We start from the raw sequence: 18819 nt of genomic DNA, 5'->3' as shown, positions 1-18819 counted from the left end.
ATTTAATACTTTCTGTTATTTTTCTGGTGAATCTTGTTTTACTTTTTCCTGATAATCTGCTTCTAATTTTTCAAGTTTTTGAAAATAGACTTCTTTATCTGCAAATAGTTTCGGATTGTAGGCATCTCCTGCTTTTCGTTTTGAATGCAGACCAAACTGACTTCCATGAGAAGCTACCCAAATGTCAAAATTCACATTTTTCATAGCTTTAAATGTATCACCATAATCTTTCTGAATAGTTTGATACGTTTTTACTTCAGAGAATTTTTTGTCATCAATAATGATCGAAGGCAAATTGGCAATTAAAACTTTATACGTTTGATTTTTATCTTTGGTTTCGAATAAAAAGCTACAAGATCCTTTTGTATGTCCGGGATGATGAAGTAAAGTCAAGGTCGTATTTCCTAGTTTTATTTTAGCATTATTTTTCAAAAGATAATCTGGATTTACAGGTTTAAATGTTACTCCATATTTTCCCAGTTCGTAATCAGATTTTCCGCCACTTTTTAATTCTTCCGCATCTTTTTCATCTACATACAATTTGGCGCCTGTTTCTTTTTTGATGTCGGCCATTGCTCCCATGTGGTCAAAATGAGCCTGTGTCAAAGTCAGAATTTTGATGTCCTTATAATTAAAACCAAGTTTTTTAATATTATTCTTGATCATTGAAAGTGAGCCCGCTAATCCTGTGTTGATAAGAATATTTCCTTTATCGGTAACAATCAGATAAGATGCCAAATCGTAAGTTCCTACATAGTATAAATTTCCTGCAATTCTGAACGGTTCATAAGGTTTTGACCATTCTTCAGGGTTGTTTTTAGGCTCATTTACGGTCTGAGCATTACTTATAAAAGATATAATTATTAATAATACAAGAATTATTCTATTCATTTATTTAGGATTTACGGGTAATTATTTTGAAATTTAAATGTTTATTTTCTGTTTAAAATAGCTTTAGGAAGCGGAACAAATTCATGCTCATCGCCTGGGACTAAAGGAAAAGCATCGTGATTTTGATCGTTCCAATTCACTTTTGCTTCATCGATTAATTCTTTGTCTGAATTTACAAAATTCCAGAATATAAAACGCTCTTCATCGAAAGGTTCTCCTCCGAAAAGATAAACAGTTCCGTTTTCGCTCATCTCGAACTCACAAAGTTTGGTTTCTTTGGCGATCATTAATTGTTTTGAACCGTAAGAATTTCCGTCTGTAGTAACGGTTCCGTCCAAAACGTACACCGCAGCTTCACCGTAAAGATCTTTTCCGATGCTGATTTTTTGAGCCGTTTTTGTTTTAATTTCAATAAAAAATAATTTACTGTGAACAGGAACCGGAGATGTTCTTCCAAAAGCTTCTCCTGCAATTAATTTATATTGAATATCACCTTCTTCCCAAACCGGAATTTCATTCGCTTCGATATGATGAAAAGTCGGTTCTGATTGCTCCAAATGTTTCGGAAGTCCGACCCAGATTTGAAATCCGTGAAGTTTTTTATCGGTATGTCTTAAATATTCCGGTGTTCTTTCTGAGTGAACGACACCTTTTCCGGCTGTCATCCAGTTTACAGCGCCAGGTTTTATTTCAAGAGCGCTTCCGATGCTATCTCTGTGGAAAATTGATCCTTCCAAAAGATAAGTTAAGGTTGAAAGTCCGATATGCGGATGTGGCGGAACATCAAGATTTTGATAATCTTTTAATTCAGAAGGTCCCATATGATCGATAAAAACGAAAGGTCCGACTGCTCTTTTTTCACGGAAAGGCAATAATCTTCCCACTAAAAAGTTTCCTATATCTGCTGATTTTTCTTCTATAATAAGTCCGATGTTTGACATGGCTAAAGTTGTTTTTTCAATTTTTGTTTACGCTAATGTAATCAATATTTCCAATGGTTATGGTACTTTAATGAAAATTAAAGTTGAATAGATTTTTGTTGGATAAACGCAAAAACGCAAAGAATTTTTTAATTATTCTGTTTTAAGGCGCAAGAAAATCGAAGATTTTCAATTTCTAATCCTATTTAATTTGATGGTTGTTTTCTACTCAATAAATTTTATCGTAGATAAAATCCTTGCGCCTTAAAATAATAAGTTGTTAATTAAATTTGCGTCTTTGCGATTATCCAAAAACTCAATTATAAAGGTAAGAAATAATTAAAAATTAATCCGCCAAATATCCAAATCTCCCCAAATTATAATCCTCAAAAGCCTGCATAATTTCTTCTTTTGAATTCATTACAAAAGGGCCATGTGGATAAATAGGTTCGTCTAATGGCATTCCGCTGATGATTAATACAATTGAATCTTCAGATGCTTCAATGGTGAAATTTTCACCATCATTTTTGAATAATACCAAATGATCTGATGGTGCTTTTTCTTTTCCGTTTATGATGATACTTCCTTCAACAACCAAAGCTGCGGTATTAAAGTTTGCAGGAAAATTGAAGTTAGCTTTTCCTCCTGATTTTAATTTTGCATTCATCATATGAACCGGACTGTAAGTAAATGCAGGCCCCTTATGATCGTTATATTCTCCGGCAATGATTTCTATAAATCCGTTGTCACCAAGATCAACTTTTTCCATGTCGGAATTTTTGATTGCCTGATATTTTGGGCAACTCATTTTATACACTGACGGAAGATTTACCCAAAGCTGAACCATTTGGAAAATTCCGCCTGTTTTTGCCCATTCGGTTTCGTGATATTCTTTGTGGAGAACACCTTTTGCAGCGGTCATCCATTGTACATCGCCTTCGCCGATAATTCCACCGCCTCCTGCGCTGTCGTGATGTTCCACTCTGCCTTGATAAGCTATTGTTACGGTTTCAAACCCCCTGTGAGGATGTACGCCGACTCCTCTTGGTGTTTCTGTTCCGTTAAAATGAAATTTTGAGTTATAATCGAGCATAATGAAAGGATCCATTCTCTTCATATCCAATCCCTGTACACTCGGAATAAAATTATGCACCCTAAAACCGTCACCCACGAAATGTGCAGGTTTTGGAGATATTACGATTTCTACTTTTTTAGTTGCCATAATAATTGTTGATTTTATAGATACAAAATTATTAAAGTTAAAAATCAGATGCATTGATGTGTGATAAGTAGTTGGTTTGTTCTGAAGTTAAGAGTTTTTAAAAGTGAGATTTTGAAACGAGATTTGTCTCAGTGATGAGACAAACCTAACAGGTTTTCAAAACCTGTTAGGTTTATTGTGTAGAAAAATTCGAGTCTAGATGTTTGTGGAATGACAAAGAGAATGTTGAATTGATTATGAGTGTTGAAATAACGACAAATACCCAGCCCCGATTGCAGCGAAAATCCTTTTTTGAAAAAAAAGATTGTAGCGGAAAGCGGGAAATAGCTTCAAAAAAAATATAAACTATAATTGATGAAATATAGAATTTTAATCTTCTTTTGATTTCATATTTTTTCCATCTGAGACATGAAGCCTTCTGAAAACAAGACCGGAAATAATGGTTAAAATTCCAACGGTGAGAAATGTGTATCGGAAAGCGTTGTGAATTTCTCCTTCAATTAAATCTGTGTTTTCATATAATTTTAAAACAATTAAACCAAATGCGATCCCAAAACCAATGGCAAGTTGTTGATTAACGGATATTAATGAGTTTCCGCTGCTTGTCTGGAAGTTTCGCAAATCAGCGATGGAAATTGTATTCATTGAAGTGAATTGGATCGAATTGAAAAATCCCAAAACAGCAATAATCGGTACAAACCAATATAAAGAAGTGTGAATATTTGGAATGGCCAATAAGCAGATTAATGTTCCGATGATAAATGTGTTGACCATCAGTGTTTGTCTGTAACCGAATGTATCTAAAATTTTAATGACATACGATTTTCCAAACATGGCGGTTAAAGCCATTGGCGCGATAATCCAGCCAGAAGTTACCGCGGATTGTTTGTACGCGATCTGAATCATTAATGGCAATAATAGTGGAATAGCGCTGATTCCTACTCGCGTTGCTAAGTTTCCTACAACACCTACACGAAATGTTCTTACCTGAAAAAGATTTAACGGAAAAATAGGATTTCCACCTCTTTTTGCATGTCTGTAATAATAATACATGAATAAAAAGCCTAAAATAAATACGACCAAAACAGGCGTTGTATTTTGAAGATCTCCAAAAAGTTCTAATGAAATTGAAAGTAGGAGAGAGGCTGCTGCAAAAATCAGGAAACCTTTTAAATCGAAATCGGGGGATTCGGATTTATAGTTGGGCATATATTTGACGCCTAAAATAATTCCGATGATACCAAACGGGATGTTAATTAAGAAAATCCAGTGCCACGAAAGATAATCTACCATGTAACCTCCAACCAATGGGCCTAAAACAGGGCCAATCAATGCAGGAATGATGGCGAAATTCATTGCTTTTAATAATTCGTTTTTATCGAAAGTTTTAATTAAAGCTAATTTTCCGACGGGAGTCATTAAACTTCCTCCAACACCTTGAATTATTCGCGCAATAACCAAATGCGTAAGGTTTTGCGAAATAGCACAAAAAAACGAACCCAAACTAAAAAGTACTAACGAAAAAATAAAAACTTTCCTCGTTCCAAAACGATCGGCCAAGAAACCGCTTGCCGGCATAAAAACAGCTAACGTAAGAACATAGCTGATGATCGCGTTCTGCATATTAAGTGGAGACTCCTGCAGGTCTTTTGCGATGGAAGGCAGGGAAGTATTCAAAATTGTGGAATCCAGCATCTGCATGAAAATCGCAGTGGCAAGAATCAGTGGAAGGATTTTTTTTATGGATGTTTTGGGTTGTTCACTTACTTCTGACATATGATTTTTACTGAAAATGAAACTTTCCAGATTTGTTTTGGTTCAAAGAATTGTTCTTTTTAAAGCAATATTTATTCCTTAATAAGTTTTTTAAACAAAGATTTTATGTAAAATAGTAAACTAAGTTTAGATTTCTTGGGAATGGCAAATTTAGAATTGATTTCAACAAAAAAGTCTTGCGATATTTCACAAGACTTTTTAATTTATTTTCTAGGTTTTTCTACTCCTTTCCACTCGTCACCAGCTTTTCTATACTGGCTTAGTTCGTAAGTTTTGAAATCCGTTGTTTTGTATTCAATGTTATCAGTATTCTGTTCAAAAGGCATGATGTAGTAAAAATCTACGTCAGTTTTATCTGTTTTCGTTCCTTTTTTAACTGAAGGTACATATTTAGAGAATTTATAACTTGGAAGATATTGTTTCACTCTTGCATAGAAAGTTTTGTTTTCTTTCTCTTCAGGAATGATGTCTACAATATTGAAATCATCTTTTTTCTTGTTGATCCAAAGATAATAAGTCTTCTCTTCCTGAGTTTTTTTGTTCAATGAGTTGAATGCAAATAATTCTTTTGGTACCAATTCCTTGATTTTTTCCGGATCTACTTTTGTGAAATATTCTCCTTGAGAAGGATCACAATAAGTTTCCAGGTTTAGCATTAAGACATTATTGTTCTCGAAATTTTTATTTTTAAAATATTGATTTAAAGATAATTCTGCTGTTGCTCTTAATTCTTTACCTCTTGCATCCAGTTTTTTTGTTGGATTTTGAGGATTTACTTTTTTCACAAACTCATACAAAACCTTAGGCTTTACATCCTTAAGGTGTGGATATGTTTTTAGCTGTTCAGCTTTTGCAAGCCAATAGAATTGTTGATAATAATCATCCTTTTCATTATCCTTTACGCTTTTGTATGTTAAAGCAAGTTTTTTTGAGTTAAGATATTTACCAAATTTACCCTGACCAAAGGTAAAAGTTATAGATAATAAAGCAAAAAAGATAGTAATGTTTCTTCTCATTTTTATAAAATTGATTTTTCGTTTTCCAAATATAATTATTTATTAGATAATATTTTTGATTGTCAGTTAAATTATATCAATTTATTATTAGTTTTTCAAAAGAAAATCCTGTATCGCTACAGGATTGATAAATTTTATTGTTAGGTAATAGGATTCAGGGCTTAGGAATTAGGTTTTTAGCTTACTGTTTTAAATTTTATTTTCCTAAACCCTAAACCCTAAACCCTAAACCCTTTTATTCATATGAAGTTTCGTGAACCTTTACAGATCTTCCGCTCGGATCGTTCATTTTTTTGAAAGCCTCGTCCCATTCCAAAGCAATTGGGCTTGAGCAAGCAACAGATGGAACAGATGGAACAGTAGCTGCAGCCGTTTCACTTGGGAAATGTTCTTCAAAAATTTTTCTGTAACGGTATTCTTCTTTGTTTTGAGGAGTGTTTAGCGGGAATCTGAATTTGGCATTCGTCATCATTTCGTCAGAAACTTCTTTTTCGGCAACTTCTTTTAAAGTGTCGATCCATGAATAGCCAACGCCGTCCGAGAACTGCTCTTTTTGTCTCCAAGCAATAGATTCAGGAAGTAGATCTTCAAATGCTTTTCTTAAAACCCATTTTTCAATTTTTCCTTCGGCAACGTTGATCATTTTATCTTTTGGGTTCACGGCCATTGCAATATCCATGAATTCCTTATCTAAGAAAGGTACACGACCCTCAATTCCCCAGCTCATCAACGCTTTGTTGGCTCTCAGGCAATCGTAAAGGTGAAGTTTTCCTAATTTTCTTACCGTTTCATCATGGAATTCTTTTGCGTTCGGAGCTTTATGGAAATACAAATATCCACCGAATAATTCATCGGAACCTTCACCGGAAAGTACCATTTTTATTCCCATTGATTTAATAACTCTTGCCAAAAGATACATCGGGGTAGAAGCTCTGATGGTCGTCACATCATAAGTTTCCAGATGATAAATTACATCACGAACTGCATCCAGACCTTCCTGAACAGTAAAATTAACTTCATGATGAATTGATCCGATATGTTCTGCCGCTTTTTTTGCCGCAATCAAATCAGGTGAACCTACCAAACCAACGGCAAAACTGTGTAATCTTGGATACCAGGCTTCCTGAGTGTCACCACTTTCAATTCTTTGTCTTGCAAATTTTGCAGTAATTGCAGAAATAACAGACGAATCCAAACCTCCTGAAAGAAGCACTCCGTAAGGAACATCACTCATTAATTGTCTGTGAACGGCATCTTCAAGTCCTTTTCTGATTTTCGAAATATCAGTTTCGTTATCTTTTACATTATCAAAACTTTCCCAGTCTCTTGTGTACCACTGTTGAAGTTCAGTCCCATCCGGGCTGAAAAGAAAATGTCCGGGTAAAAAAGTTTCAATAGTTTTACAAACTCCTTCTAAAGCTTTTAGTTCAGAAGCTACATAATAGTTTCCGTTTTTGTCCCAACCTTGATATAATGGACAGATTCCCATATGATCACGGGCGATCAGATAAACATCATTTTCTATGTCATAAAGAGCAAAAGCGAAAATTCCATTTAGTTTTTCGATGAAATTTTTTCCGTATTTTCTATAAAGAGCTAAAATAACTTCGCAATCTGACTGAGTTTGAAATTCATAATCAGGAAATTCTTCCTTTAATTCTCTATGGTTATAAATCTCTCCGTTTACGGCTAAAACAACATTTCCGTCTTTGGTAAATAAAGGCTGCTTTCCTGAAGTAGGATCTACAATAGCAAGTCTTTCGTGAGAGAAAACTACTTTTTCATTTTGAAACACGCCACTCCAGTCCGGACCTCTGTGACGGATTTTTTTTGACATTTCTAAAACTTGAGGTCTTAATATTTCGGTTTTTTGTTTTGCATCAAACAAACATACGATTCCACACATTTTTTATCATTTATTTAAAGCAAAAATAGAATTGTAATTTAAAAATAACAACAAAAAATACATAAATGTGAAAAATTTTAACTTAATAAATTGTTTAACGGTAAAATATTAATTAAATCCATTGATTATGGCGATTTTGATTAATATTTTTCACATCTACATATTAATTCATTATTACATACGAAATAAAAATGAAATATTTATTAATCTATGTTAATTAATTATACGAATTTTTGCCCTTACTTTGTGGCTCGAAATAATTTTTTTTCATCATTTGTGTTTTTACCTTCTTGCAATCCCATTGCAAGAAGGTTTTGTTTTATTGGGAACCTAGTAAAACACCTGATACATTCCACGAACTGAAACTTGTTCCTTCCGTTGGTCCCTGAGGTATTTTTACCTGAATGGTGTGCTTTCCTGCTTTTAGATCTCCAAGAGGAATGAAGTTTGGATTGGTAACCGTTCCAGGGCACCAGTTTGATCTACTTAAGTCTGATGATGAAAGTCCGTCCGGGAAATTTCCTGATGCAGGATTGTACAAACGGTAAGATCCGCAATCTGATCTCCATGGAACAAAAGAAAACGACATTTTTCCGTCCAGAAAGATGGAATTAGCTTTAGGAACGAATTCGTCTCCGTTTTCCCAGCCGCCGTGGCCTGTAGTTGTATATTTTAACTGTGCATTTTTCAAATCTTTTTGTAAGGTAAATTCTACAAAAAGCCCTTTATCGTTATTGAACATGGTGGAATAATCCTGTCCCGCCATTTCCATAATATTTAATGTATTAAAAAGTGGAATGACAGTGTTATTTTTATTCACGGTCTGATCGCTTTTGTGAATCGTTATTTCTAAACTCACTTTGTGACCACCTTTGTCGTAGTTACCGATAAAAGTACCGATCCAAAGTTCTTTTTCGGAAAGAGAAGGTTTCAATTCGGTGATATCCTGACGGTAAGGCGTGATCGTTTGCCATGTTTTTCCTTTTAATTCAATATGATTAAATTTTTGAGTTCCGAAAGCGGTGAAAAATCTCATCATTTCCGTTGCGGGAGTATAATTTTCGGTTGAAGTTATCCCGTAATACTGTTTTCCGTTACCGTTGTCATAAAGAGGAAGTGTTTTTGCTCCTTTTTCTAATCCATCAAAGAAAGATTGTGATTTATCCTGTGGAATAAAGAAAACTGTTCCGGTTCTGTCGTAAGCGTCGCCATTGGATTGTTGCTTAAGTTCAGCAAAAATAAGTTCACCTTCTGAAATTTTTGGGAACTTAATTTTTTTAAGTATAATTGTTCCGTTGGCGAATCTTTTTATTTGTTCATCTGATTTTGATTGATCAGAAAAATTAATGGTTTCGTTTTCAAAAACTTTTAAGGTTGTAAATCTGCTTTTCCAAAGAAGATCTTTATAGCCTAATAAATCCGTAGAATTTATGGAACCTTTTAATAAAGTTTCAATATCTGTTTTCTTAACTTTTTTAATTGAATTAGCTGTTATCACTGAGTTTTTATTACGCTCAACTTCCAATACCAGTCCTAAGTTTTGACCTAAAGTTGACGGCCCACCTTTGATTTTTAAATCATTTGTATACCAAACTTCAATGGTGTTTGAATTGATTTTTGTAACCGCTTTTTTGCAATTATAACCAAGAATTTTTTTCGTTTCATTCGTCAGTTCGAAAGTTTGTTTTCCTATAGATTCTACATCAGACGTTGAAATAATTTCGTTAGGCTTTAAAAATCCATAAGAAATAATGGTGTTTGATGGTTTTTCAATTTTCGTTATTTCAAAAGGATAATCGCTTTTTTGTTCTCTGATTTTATTATTTAATATGAAATTTTCCTTTTCATTAGCCCAAACTAAAGTAGGAGTCTGGTCAATCAACACTTTTCCGTTGTAAGAACTGATGTATTGGATTTCGTATGTCTGAGCAAACGTCAAACAAAATAAAAAGACAGAAAGAAAACTTAATAAAATTCTTTTGTACATAATAGGGTAGGTTTATCACAAAGATAAAATTTAGTTAACATAATATCAACTTTGTGAATTTTGAAAATAGCTTTTGATGAATAGGTATGAAATGACAATGTGAAAGTTACACCTCAATAAAAAATATTAATTTTTTAAACGAATTTGTATGATTTTTATTTTCTAAATTTTAATTGAAAACAACAAAAAACTACTCCAAAAATAGAGTAGTTTATGTATTTTGATAATGTTAAGCTAATGTTTAAGCAAGTCTTTCGATCAAAGCCATGTAGAATCCATCATACCCTTCGCTTGGCATTACTTTATCTTCTTTAACCATTTTGAAATCTGCATTGTTTTTCAAGAATTCTTCAACTTGCAAGTTGTTCTCAGAAGGTAGAATAGAACATGTTGCGTACACCATTTTTCCACCTTTTTTAAGAATTTTAGAATAATCCTGAAGAATTTGCTGTTGTTCTTTTTTAATTCTATCGATAAAATCTTGGTCGATTTTCCATTTACTGTCAGGGTTTCTTTTCAAAACTCCTAGACCTGAACATGGCGCATCAATCAACAATCTGTCAGCTTTCTCATGAAGACGTTTGATTACTTTATTGTCAGCAATCATACGGGTTTCAATGTTGTGAGCTCCGGCTCTTTTTGCACGACGCTTTAGCTCAGCTAATTTCCATTCGTAGATATCTAAAGCGATAATTTGTCCTTTATTACCCATCAAAGCAGCTAAATGAAGTGTTTTTCCACCTGCACCTGCACAAGCATCCACAACTCTTTGTCCTTCTTTTACATCAAGGAAATATCCGATTTTTTGTGAAGTAGCATCCTGAACTTCAAATAATCCGTCTTTAAAAGCAGTTGTAAGAAAAACATTCTTTTTCTCTTCCAATTGTACCGCATCTGGATAATTTTTTACAGTATAAGAAACGATATTATCAGATTCTAGGTCAGAAATAAGTTCTCTTGGTGTAGTTTTTAAAGCATTCGCTCTTAAAACGGTAGGAGCGCGCTCATTCAGAGCTTTCATTTCTTTTTCCCAAATTGGACCTAACTCTCTTTCCAAAGTCTCAACCAACCATTCAGGAATAGAATATTCGATTGCTTTGGTAGGAACAGTTCCTTTTTTAAGTTTAGTTGTGATATCAGCGATTTTTACACCTTCGAATTCTTCAAATCTTTTATAATTTGTTTTGCTCCAAAGTAAATAGGCGATAATCAGTTTGTAAATATTATCAGGTTTTACGCCTTCTCCCATATAATATTCCAGACGTTTTTTCCAACGGATGATATTATAGAAAATCTCAGAAACAACGGCTCTGTCTTGGCTTCCCCATTTTCTGTGAGCTTTTAAAAGTCTTTCGATTACTTTATCAGCGTATTTATTTTTCTCGAAAAATGTTTCTTGTAAAGCATCGTGAATTCCGATCGCTAAGTTTCTGTGAATAAGTTCCATAAATTGCTTCTCCTGTTTTGAATCTGCAAAAATACGAAAATTATAAATGGTATTAGTTATGATTTATAAGTTATGAATTATGAGTTTTTCACGACACAATAACTTTCATCTCCCAGCTTCAAGCTTCCAGCTGATTAATTATAAAATTTTACCTTTGCAAAAATTAAAAAATATGAGTGATACTGTACTTTGCCCGAAATGTAGTTCCGAATTTACCTATCCAAGTGATAACATGACGGTTTGTTCCCAATGTTTCTACGAATGGAATCCTGAAGAAGCGGCTTCTGAAGCTTCAAACGAAGGAAAAATCCTTGATGCTAACGGAAATGAATTGCAAGACGGTGATTCTGTAGTTGTTGTGAAAGATCTTCCTGTAAAAGGTGCTCCAAAACCGGTAAAAGCAGGAACTAAAGTGAAAAATATTCGTTTAAGACCAGACAGCGACCATAATATTGATTGTAAAATTGATGGTTTCGGTTCTATGGCTTTGAAATCTGAATTTGTAAAGAAAGCTTAAGTTAGCTTTAATAAATATAATAGAAATGCGTCTTTAAGGCGCATTTTTTATTGATAAAACACAAAAAAAAGGAAAGAATTGGACAGTGTTATCTTTCGAAGACTTAATTGCAGAGCCTGCTAATGTCCGTCTAATGGATGAAAGAGAATTAACCAAAAATTTCCTTATGCTGTGGTACTACAAATCTAAGAAAAAGATTAATAGATCGCGATTTTTTTTATCCACAAATTGACAATAACTGTTAGTAAATGTGGTGATTATGATTTTTTTTAGAAGCTATTTCCAGCTATCCACCCATACTCCTCGTGCCAGCGCACTCCAACGCTCAAACCCTCCAATGTTCCAACTCTTACTGCGGGGTAACCGTTTCTATCTGGGCTAAGGTGGTAGTCGTTTTTTTCAAATTTTGTCATCTGAATTTAGCATTAAAATTAACACTAAGTCAACACCAAGTTTGTCATTCCGTAGGAATCTAAATTAAGTGATAAATAGCATTGTTGAGATTCCTACGGAATGACAAACTGTATGCTGAAAACGTTTACTCGAAAGAAATATTAACCGGATTTTCCAGCTTTCCATCAGTATAAACAACAAGCTCTTTATCCTTCATTTTCAACTTATTCCAATAATGATTTCCTGCAAATCGACTTTCTAAAACTTCTGCTTCAAAACCATTTTCAGAAATTGTAACTTCTTTCGGATAATAAGAAAATTTAGAAAGTTTTAAATCATAAATTTCATTTTCATTAAAAATATTCACTTCTCCAAAAAGCTTTGCAACATAAGAATTGTAAGGATTTCTATACGTTTCTTCCGGACTTTCATTCTGAATTAATCTTCCCTCCTGAAGAATAACAATCTGGTCAAGCCAAGGCATAATATCCTGTAATTCGTGGGTAGAAATAATCAGAGAAATATTATGTTCTTTCACATATCTGAACAGTTTTTCACGAAGTTCTATCTTTCTTGGAAAATCCAGATTACTGAAAGGTTCATCTAAAATTAAAAGCTTCGGAAGTACGGAAAGTGCTCTTGCAATGGCAACTCTTTGTTGTTGACCACCACTTAAATATTTAGGTAAAATGTTGGTAAATTCTTCCAAGCCAACAACTTCCAGAAGTTCGGTTACGGTTTCTTTTTTCTTTTTTAAATCAATATTAGAAATAAATTTTCCCACATTATCAGCCACTGTAGAATAAGGCATCAAATCAAAATTCTGAGCTACAAATTTCATTTCAGCTTCACCGGGAACTAAGTTTCCTTTTGGTCCGAAAAGTTTGGTTTCGTTAAAGATAATTTCACCACTTTCCCAGTCGAGAAGTCCGTAAATCAAGTTTAATAAGGTAGATTTTCCACAACCGCTTTCCCCCGCCAATGCGATGATCTTCCCCTCTTCAAACTTAATGTTGAGGTTCTGAAACAGCGGTTTGTCTTTGGTATGTGAGAAGTATAAATTGTTTATTTCTAATAGCATATTACAAATGTAGCGATTTTAGGAAAAAATAAAATATTTTATTATATTTACAGGTAGAATAAAAATATATCAAAAATGAGAAAAAAACTGTTTTCGTTAGCTATTCCTGCTCTTTTTACTGCGGTTGTAGTGGTTTCTTGTAATAAAGACAAACCGCTGACAAGTGAAAGTAATGAAGTTGCTACAACAAAAGACGGTAGCCAATATACGCTGGATACATTGAACAGTAAAGTAGAATGGAAAGGATATAAAGTTTTTAAATCTGAAAATACAAGCCATTTCGGAACCATTAAATTTGAAAGTGGAGACGTTACAGTAAAAGACGGAAAACTTGAAAGCGGAAAATTCGTTGCTGATATGAATTCTTTAACATCAGTTGATTTAAAAGACGATGCTGATCAGTTAGGAAAATTAAATGGTCATTTGAAAAGCGGAGATTTTTTCGAAGTAGAAAAATTCCCCACAGCTTCTTATGAAATTACAAAAGTTACGCCAGCTGCGGAGGGTGATTACAACACATTGCTAGACGGTAACTTAACGATTAAAGGAATTACAAAACCAACTCAGTTTAAAGCCAATGTTTCCGTAAAAGATGGAGTAGTGAGCGTTGCAACTGAGCCTAAGGATATTAAAAGAGAAGAGTTTGGCGTGAAATTCCAGGCTCCTGCTGAAAACGGAGTCATCAAGGATGAAGTAACTCTTCAGATCAACGTTAAAGCTTTAGAAAAAAAATAATTTTTTTATTTAAGTGAAATAAGTGATTGAAGTCTGCCTCCGAAAAGAGGCAGATTTTTTTTGGTTCAAATAAATTATTAAACTTAAAAACCGTATTTTTGCAAAACATTTTTGAAAGTGTAGAATAATGATAGAAAAGATAGAAGAACTACTTGTTGAAGTAAACGGCTTTAATGCTACATCTAGAGAGGAGATAGAGAACTTCCGAATTAAGTACAATGGTAAAAAAGGTGTTCTGAATGATTTTTTTGAAAAATTTAAAGAAGTACCGAATGACCAGAAGAAAGAATTCGGACAGAAGATCAATACTCTAAAGCAAGCGGTTGCTGTAAAATTGGAAGATTTGAAAACATCGTCTGAATCTTCTATTATCTTAGAAAAAGAAGATCTTACGAGACCTGCTTTTCCATTGGATTTGGGTTCAAGACATCCAATTAATGTGGTGAAGAACAGAATTATTGAGATTTTTAAATCTATCGGATTTGCTGTTGCAGACGGACCAGAAATCGAAGATGACTGGCACAATTTTACAGCCCTGAATCTTCCTGAATATCATCCGGCAAGAGACATGCAGGATACTTTCTTTATCGAGCAAAATCCTGATCTTTTGTTGAGAACGCATACTTCTTCTGTACAGATTCGTTACATGGAAGAAAATCAGCCGCCGATCAGAATTTTATCCCCGGGAAGAGTATTCAGAAATGAAGCAATTTCTTCACGTTCGCACTGTATTTTCCACCAGATTGAAGGTTTATATATTGATGAGAACGTAAGTTTTGCAGATATGAAGCAAACGATCCAGTTCTTTACGACTGAACTTTTCGGTAAATCTAAAATCAGAATGAGACCGTCTTATTTCCCGTTCACTGAGCCAAGTGCTGAGATTGATGTTTATTGGGGGTTAAACTCTGAAACTGACTACAGAATTACAAAAGGAACAGGTTGGTTAGAAATCATGGGTTGCGGAATGGTAGATCCTGCCGTTTTGAAGAATGTAAATATTGATTCTGAGAAATATTCCGGGTATGCATTCGGAATGGGTATTGAAAGAATTACGATGCTTCTTTACCAAATGAGCGATATCAGAATGTTCTTCGAAAATGATATCCGAACATTAGAACAGTTTAAAACTTTATAATAAAAATTAAACCTCCGATAACTTCGGAGGTTTTTTTATAGAAAAATATCTATAACCCAACCGATATATATCTACGCTATTTAAAACAATAATATACTGGATGTTGGTATCTTTGTATCAACAAAATGATAAAAAAAAATTATTTCTTTTTACACAAATGAATGATAACAAAACCTCCGAAAATTTCCGGAGGTTTTTTGTTTTTAATTACTGACCTTAGAAACAAAACGTAATTAAAAACTGATTATTGAAAAACTTATACAGTACTTATTATTCTTAAAAGATGCTTCAACGCAGCTCCACATGACATTGGCTCGGAATAATACATAATTAAACAGCTCGTATTAAAGATGGTATTAAGCCTGTTGAAGCATCAAACTAACTTTTCATATTCTTCTTTTTCGTCCAGGTTTTTACTCGATTATAGTCTAAAAAGTACGTGAGCTTTAACGAAAAATTATTCACCATCGGCTCACTGAAGAGCGTATCATAATTTTTTCCCACATTCAACCTTGACATTTCCAGATAATTTGAAGTTGCATTTCGATATAATAAAGTCAACTGACTTCCCGGAGCGAACCACCACGAAAATCTTAAATCTACATTCCAGGCATTGTAAGTTCCGTCAAGGTTTTTGGTGAAATTATTGGTGTCGGCTAAACTTCCGTCTTGATTTAAAGTATAAAAGTTTTTGTAAGTAACATCTGAAAAATAATGACGGAAAGTCAACGTTAAAGCCATTTTTTCATTAAAAGTATATTTTGAGGTTAAAGCATTTTCGTACGTATTTCTTTGTCTTCTTCCAATGAAAATATCCGTGTCACTTTTTCCCGCAAAACCTGTTTCATTGTTGCTGAAACTAGGGTTAAAACTCCAATTGACATTAAATTTATCTGAAAATCTGTAACGCAATCCGAAATTAGTGAAAAACTGATTTCTTCCTTTTTCATCAAATGCATAATAATCTACCGTAAAATTATACTGCAATTTTTTTCTGCTGTCACTTTCAAACCAAACCCACGAATCAAAATATCCAGGAATTTTAAGATGTCTTCCAAATGTTCTGGGTTCGTAAATATCATTTTGTCCGAAAGGGGTAAATTCAATTCCGCCACCAAAAACTCTGAACTTTTTATCAGTAAAACTATTGTTGTTATTGAATACGAAATTTGAATTTAAAAATGGTTCAATTCGATGAAAATAATTTAGGTTAAAATTTAGATAAATATTGTTGAATTTCTCTGTCGGCTGTAAAATTCTGTAACCATACCAAGCGTTATAATTAGCAAAATTGGTTTTGGTTGAAAATCCAAGATCATTGATGTCCCAATCTTTTGTGGTTGCGTTTCCGTTTAATGAAAAACGGTGTTTTCCTGCAATTTTTTCAACTCCGGCTTCTGCGCGACTTCCAAATTTTGTTCCTTCATCCATCACCCAACTTCCCTTCAGACTTCCGAAAGTTTTGTAGGTATTTTTGTTGTTGATTAAATCCCAGAGAATCCCTGTGGAATTGGCATCGCGAAAATCTCCTTCTCTTGTTACATTGGTGTTCACAAGGGAAACTGATGAGTTTCCGTTGAATCTTTGATCAAAAACCAAAACGTTGTAATTCGTCCATGGTTCTACAACTTCTTTTCTGGTTTCGCCCGTTTCATTATTTAAAATTGTGGCTTCCATTTTTTGAGTTATTCCATTGAAAAAGCCGATTCCTAAACCTTTTTTTGTTCTTCCTGAAATTTTAAAAGCATTGAATAATTTTACTTTTGCAGGATATTCTAAAACTTCCTCATTTTCATTTGTTGTTGGATATCTTGATGGTTCACCGCCGACTCTTCTTGAATAAAACATTCCGCCCTTGCTGAATAATTCAGTTCCTTCTGTGAAAAAAGTTCTCTGCTCGGAAAACTGCTGCTCGAACGGACTTAAATTTAAAATAGAATTATCAAAATTAGCCTGCCCAAAGTCCGGAATTAAGGTCATGTCAAATGTAAAGGCATCATTAATCCCATATTTTACATCCATTCCGCCATTGAAATTTGTTGTGGTTTTTCCGTCAAAACTATTGACATAACTTGAAAAATAAGGTGTAAAAGACAATCGGGTAGGAGGATTGATATTTTCGATACCTTGTAAAACTCCGTCAAAAAGTGTGTAGGAGTTTTTGGCATTATCTACAAAATTCCAATCATAAAAAGTTTTTGTCCGCTGAATTTTTCTGAACATATTCATTCCCCATTCCTGAACATTATTCTTTGGAAACCTCAATTCGGAGTAAGGTATTTTTATTTCAACAGCCCAACCTTTATCGTTGATTTTTGCTCCACTGTACCAAATTGAATTCCATGTATCATCTTCTCCGTCAGTCGTTAATTTAGCATCAAACTGAACTCCAGCTGCAGTTACTACAAACTCCAGACTTTGCTGTTTATCATTGTATCCATTTAAAGCAACTCCAAAAAAATCATCATTGCTGATTCCGTCTCTTTCCGTTAATTCTTTTGCAATCTTTTTGGGAGTGGGATCGTACATTTGGGCACCAAAATAAATTCCGGTATCATCATATAAAATTCTGACTTCAGTTTTTAAAGAATCTGCCTGAGGTTTTCCATTATTTGGATTTCTTTCAATAAAATTTGTTGCGATGGGAGCGTTTTGCCATTCTGCATCATCAAGAATTCCATCAATTTTTGGGGATGATGAGGTTTTAGTGATAATAATTTTTTTCCTTTCAATATGATCATCTTCTTTTTTCTGAGAATACGCTATCAATGAGTGAAATAGTAAACAAATGATCAGTAATTTAGTTCTCATGTTCTTAGTGTTATAAAATCAAGACAATCTAAAAAGAGAATTTATTACATCTAAAAACAAAAATGTCTGTAAAAATTTTTACAGACATTTTCAAAATTAAAAAAACTAACTATATTTTATTTTGTGAATTTCAAGGGATATTTCACATTTTTATAATCATCAATACTGGCTTTTAGAGAGCCTACAGCCAATTCTGCCTTCAATAACATCGGAACGTGATTCGCATCATTGGAAACCCACATCGTCACGCCTTCTTTTTCTTTGAAAACCCTTCCGCTTTTTACAGACGGAATAATTTTTAAACAATTAATCGTTCCGAATTTTGTCTTTAAATTCTCTGTTCCTGTTACTTTTAATTGGAAAGGAAACATTTCATCATCAATCCAAACGTTCATGTTGATCACAGTTCCTACTTTTAGCTCGGCCGGGCTTTTACTTCTTAAATAATAGAAACAGGAAAGCATATCCTGAACTCCTTTTACTGATTTTAGAACCTTAGAGCCGTTAGCCGGAGTCTTTTTATCTGTTAAGATTAAAGTTTGATTATCGTGATTGAAAACAGTTTCAAAATGCTGTGTGTAACTCCCTTCTTTTACATCTCTTACATAAAAACTTGGAAGTCCGGTTTGTACGTTGATAAAACTTTCATACAAATCTTCTACTTTGAAAAATGCTTTTACAGCACCCGTTGTAGATCCGGTTCCTTTTACATAAAGATGCGGAACTCCTTGATAGGTAGTGGTTTTGGTTGTTAGGTTTGCAGTTCCTGCATTGAGAAAACCATAATGAATTCTCAAGGTTAAAGATTCACCGTTCGCGATATTATCTATTTGAGCGCTGCCCAAACAGAAAACAAATAAAGTTAAAATAATAAATATTTTCTTCATACTAAGAGTTTTACAAAAACGTTGCCAAATTTAAATTTTTTATTTATTTACTCATATTTGATAAATCTCAGCTTTTTATTTAGACTGAATTA

14 protein-coding genes are annotated in these 18819 nt (G+C 33.7%); 3 read left to right on the top strand and 11 right to left on the bottom strand.

Features of this window, described 5'->3' with window-relative positions; genetic code table 11:
- Positions 1-15 precede the first annotated feature (15 nt).
- The 8 genes from bla to A0O34_RS04010 all read right to left on the bottom strand — a co-directional run bounded on the left by bla (position 16) and on the right by A0O34_RS04010 (position 11165).
- Positions 16-891: a subclass B3 metallo-beta-lactamase gene (gene bla / locus A0O34_RS04045; RefSeq protein WP_066751510.1), complete on the bottom strand. Its 876-nt coding sequence runs from the start codon at positions 889-891 to the stop codon at positions 16-18.
- 41 nt (positions 892-932) lie between these two features.
- Complete coding sequence (locus A0O34_RS04040; RefSeq protein ID WP_066751507.1) at positions 933-1832, bottom strand: pirin family protein; 900 nt, start codon at positions 1830-1832, stop codon at positions 933-935.
- A gap of 325 nt (positions 1833-2157) precedes the next feature.
- Positions 2158-3033, bottom strand: coding sequence for a pirin family protein (locus A0O34_RS04035; RefSeq protein WP_066751502.1), 876 nt, complete (start codon positions 3031-3033; stop codon positions 2158-2160).
- Between the two features lie 369 nt (positions 3034-3402).
- Complete coding sequence (locus tag A0O34_RS04030) at positions 3403-4809, bottom strand: MFS transporter (protein WP_066751499.1); 1407 nt, start codon at positions 4807-4809, stop codon at positions 3403-3405.
- 203 nt (positions 4810-5012) lie between these two features.
- Positions 5013-5825 carry a hypothetical protein gene (locus A0O34_RS04025; protein WP_066751496.1) on the bottom strand — a complete coding sequence of 271 codons (813 nt, stop codon included), beginning with the start codon at positions 5823-5825 and terminating at the stop codon, positions 5013-5015.
- 235 nt (positions 5826-6060) lie between these two features.
- Positions 6061-7731: an asparagine synthase B gene (asnB, locus tag A0O34_RS04020; protein WP_066751494.1), complete on the bottom strand. Its 1671-nt coding sequence runs from the start codon at positions 7729-7731 to the stop codon at positions 6061-6063.
- Positions 7732-8050: 319 nt separating this feature from the next.
- Entirely contained in the window at positions 8051-9718 is a 1668-nt protein-coding gene (locus tag A0O34_RS04015) for a GLPGLI family protein (protein ID WP_066751485.1), read from the bottom strand.
- Positions 9719-9959: 241 nt separating this feature from the next.
- Positions 9960-11165 (bottom strand): RsmB/NOP family class I SAM-dependent RNA methyltransferase, encoded by a 1206-nt coding sequence (locus A0O34_RS04010; RefSeq protein ID WP_066751483.1) that lies wholly within the window; start codon positions 11163-11165, stop codon positions 9960-9962.
- A gap of 172 nt (positions 11166-11337) precedes the next feature.
- Between A0O34_RS04010 and A0O34_RS04005 the strand changes: the two genes are divergently transcribed.
- Positions 11338-11682: a zinc ribbon domain-containing protein YjdM gene (locus A0O34_RS04005; protein ID WP_066759489.1), complete on the top strand. Its 345-nt coding sequence runs from the start codon at positions 11338-11340 to the stop codon at positions 11680-11682.
- Between the two features lie 538 nt (positions 11683-12220).
- Here the strand turns inward: A0O34_RS04005 and A0O34_RS04000 are convergent.
- Entirely contained in the window at positions 12221-13156 is a 936-nt protein-coding gene (locus A0O34_RS04000) for a sulfate/molybdate ABC transporter ATP-binding protein (protein WP_066751480.1), read from the bottom strand.
- A 75-nt stretch (positions 13157-13231) separates the two neighbouring features.
- On the opposite strand from A0O34_RS04000, the gene A0O34_RS03995 reads away from it, so the two are divergent.
- Together A0O34_RS03995 and pheS are read left to right on the top strand one after the other, a co-directional pair.
- A complete protein-coding gene (locus tag A0O34_RS03995; protein WP_066751477.1) occupies positions 13232-13891 on the top strand; it encodes a YceI family protein in 660 nt (219 codons plus the stop codon).
- A gap of 127 nt (positions 13892-14018) precedes the next feature.
- On the top strand, positions 14019-15029 hold the full coding sequence (gene pheS / locus A0O34_RS03990; RefSeq protein WP_054511197.1) for a phenylalanine--tRNA ligase subunit alpha: 1011 nt from the start codon (positions 14019-14021) through the stop codon (positions 15027-15029).
- A gap of 378 nt (positions 15030-15407) precedes the next feature.
- Here the strand turns inward: pheS and A0O34_RS03985 are convergent, their stop codons facing one another.
- Both A0O34_RS03985 and A0O34_RS03980 read right to left on the bottom strand, forming a co-directional pair.
- Entirely contained in the window at positions 15408-17840 is a 2433-nt protein-coding gene (locus tag A0O34_RS03985) for a DUF5916 domain-containing protein (protein ID WP_066751474.1), read from the bottom strand.
- A gap of 116 nt (positions 17841-17956) precedes the next feature.
- A complete protein-coding gene (locus A0O34_RS03980; RefSeq protein WP_066751471.1) occupies positions 17957-18727 on the bottom strand; it encodes a DUF3108 domain-containing protein in 771 nt (256 codons plus the stop codon).
- Positions 18728-18819 lie beyond the last annotated feature (92 nt).

The organism is Chryseobacterium glaciei, assembly GCF_001648155.1.
Classification (GTDB): domain Bacteria; phylum Bacteroidota; class Bacteroidia; order Flavobacteriales; family Weeksellaceae; genus Chryseobacterium; species Chryseobacterium glaciei.
This window is presented reverse-complemented; position numbering and strand designations above follow the sequence as displayed.

Coding starts and splice junctions, on each gene's coding strand:
- bla (WP_066751510.1), bottom strand. CDS start 891: ATGAATAGAATAATTCTTGTATTATTAATAATTATATCTTTTATAAGT.
- A0O34_RS04040 (WP_066751507.1), bottom strand. CDS start 1,832: ATGTCAAACATCGGACTTATTATAGAAGAAAAATCAGCAGATATAGGA.
- A0O34_RS04035 (WP_066751502.1), bottom strand. CDS start 3,033: ATGGCAACTAAAAAAGTAGAAATCGTAATATCTCCAAAACCTGCACAT.
- A0O34_RS04030 (WP_066751499.1), bottom strand. CDS start 4,809: ATGTCAGAAGTAAGTGAACAACCCAAAACATCCATAAAAAAAATCCTT.
- A0O34_RS04025 (WP_066751496.1), bottom strand. CDS start 5,825: ATGAGAAGAAACATTACTATCTTTTTTGCTTTATTATCTATAACTTTT.
- asnB (WP_066751494.1), bottom strand. CDS start 7,731: ATGTGTGGAATCGTATGTTTGTTTGATGCAAAACAAAAAACCGAAATA.
- A0O34_RS04015 (WP_066751485.1), bottom strand. CDS start 9,718: ATGTACAAAAGAATTTTATTAAGTTTTCTTTCTGTCTTTTTATTTTGT.
- A0O34_RS04010 (WP_066751483.1), bottom strand. CDS start 11,165: ATGGAACTTATTCACAGAAACTTAGCGATCGGAATTCACGATGCTTTA.
- A0O34_RS04005 (WP_066759489.1), top strand. CDS start 11,338: ATGAGTGATACTGTACTTTGCCCGAAATGTAGTTCCGAATTTACCTAT.
- A0O34_RS04000 (WP_066751480.1), bottom strand. CDS start 13,156: ATGCTATTAGAAATAAACAATTTATACTTCTCACATACCAAAGACAAA.
- A0O34_RS03995 (WP_066751477.1), top strand. CDS start 13,232: ATGAGAAAAAAACTGTTTTCGTTAGCTATTCCTGCTCTTTTTACTGCG.
- pheS (WP_054511197.1), top strand. CDS start 14,019: ATGATAGAAAAGATAGAAGAACTACTTGTTGAAGTAAACGGCTTTAAT.
- A0O34_RS03985 (WP_066751474.1), bottom strand. CDS start 17,840: ATGAGAACTAAATTACTGATCATTTGTTTACTATTTCACTCATTGATA.
- A0O34_RS03980 (WP_066751471.1), bottom strand. CDS start 18,727: ATGAAGAAAATATTTATTATTTTAACTTTATTTGTTTTCTGTTTGGGC.